The sequence below is a fragment of the Leptospira adleri genome, from assembly GCF_002811985.1.
Classification (GTDB): Bacteria; Spirochaetota; Leptospiria; order Leptospirales; family Leptospiraceae; genus Leptospira; species Leptospira adleri.
The window spans coordinates 1-1,379 of record NZ_NPDU01000156.1; the positions used below are offsets into that span (position 1 = coordinate 1).

Annotated in this window: 1 protein-coding gene and 1 pseudogene; one reads left to right on the top strand and one right to left on the bottom strand. The window is 40.5% G+C overall.

Translation table 11 applies throughout. The features are described 5' to 3' along the window. A partial coding sequence (locus CH376_RS23910) for a DUF1564 family protein (protein WP_125232039.1) occupies window positions 1-332 on the top strand: 332 nt, incomplete at its 5' end. 123 nt (window positions 333-455) lie between these two features. Here CH376_RS23910 and CH376_RS23915 read toward each other — a convergent pair. Next, window positions 456-1,379, bottom strand: a pseudogene (locus CH376_RS23915) (peptidase); the annotation flags it as partial.

Below are 1,379 nucleotides of genomic sequence, written 5' to 3' on the forward strand. Positions count from 1 at the left end.
AGAAAACTTTATATCAGCCGAGCCCGGGAAAAAAGCAAATGCAAAGAATCAATGTCCGGGTGAGTAGGGGGAGCTGGGCTCTTTTGGGTTTATTGGCCCAGGTTCATGGAGTTTCCCGTTGTTATCTTTTCAATTTTCTTTTGCAAATGGATACGGTCGGCGTCGGAGATTCTATCGTGGATATTATGAATGAGGGAGGTCCTACCTTTCACAGGGATTACAAATATACACTCCATATCGATCCCCTCAATAACCGGATAAAAAGATCGCTAAAATGTGAACCGATCGATTGTTTTTACGTTTTGGAATCCGTCGATTGGCCCGATTCATAAAAAAGAATCGTTCGCAAAAAAAAATCGATCGATTTAAGAAGATTAGAAAATTTCTCCAAACGAAAATTTGTTCGGAGATGCTCCTCAATTTCGAAAATGAAACTTCAATCTAAAAAACCACTCCTATTGAAGAATGATTTGGTCCACTCTGTTTTTCCGATACTTCACAAACGCGTTTCCGTTTTGAGTGTAACCCAAATAAGGACCGTTTTTTTGAAATTGTTTTCCGAAAACTTTTTCAGCGGATCCACGATCCGAACCAATGGAAACTCCTTTGTCGATTCCGGGACTATTGTCTCCGTATGCGTTGACTTGAAGCACCGAGCCTATGCTAAGAAGAAAAGAAGTTTCTTTCTTATTATAAATATAAAACTCGCTTCCGGAACTTTTATCCACTTGAATCTTATCGGGTTTTCCCCAAAGTTTTAATAGATCTTCCAACTTGTCACCGGGACCGACTCCCCCGACTTTGAAAACATTCTGTTTTGTATATTGAGAAGAATCCGGAAGAGTGATCCCGTGAAACTCCGCAAGGTGTTTCGCCCATCCGGAAGAAGAATCGTAATTTTCCAGATAATACATAGCGAGCTGTTTTGTTTGAGGCGTCTTCGCTTTGTAGGATTCTAAAAGAACATAATTGAGAATCGGCGTAAAGTTTTCGTAAACGTAATCCGGGTCTAGTTGAGTTTTTTGACGAATCGAGTTGCCGATCCCTTGTAGATAAGCCTGAATCTCCGGATTTGTCTTCGCTCTTTCTCCGAACGACTGAACTCTTTTATCCACCATGGAAGCGACGGATTTAAAAACTTCTAAGGACTTCTCTTGGTCGTCCGTCCAATAAAAAACGATTCCAAGGTTATTAGCAAGAGGAATCGAATTTTCGGCGCGAACCGTATTCCCCGCCAAAGATTTTGCGACGTTCATATCCTTTTCCTCATTTGAATAGGATAAGAGTACCGCATAATTTGAAATAAAATACGGATCGTCTGTTTTTAAGATCACTCTTTGATAGGCTTCTTTTGCTTTTTCATACGCCGCTTGATTTCC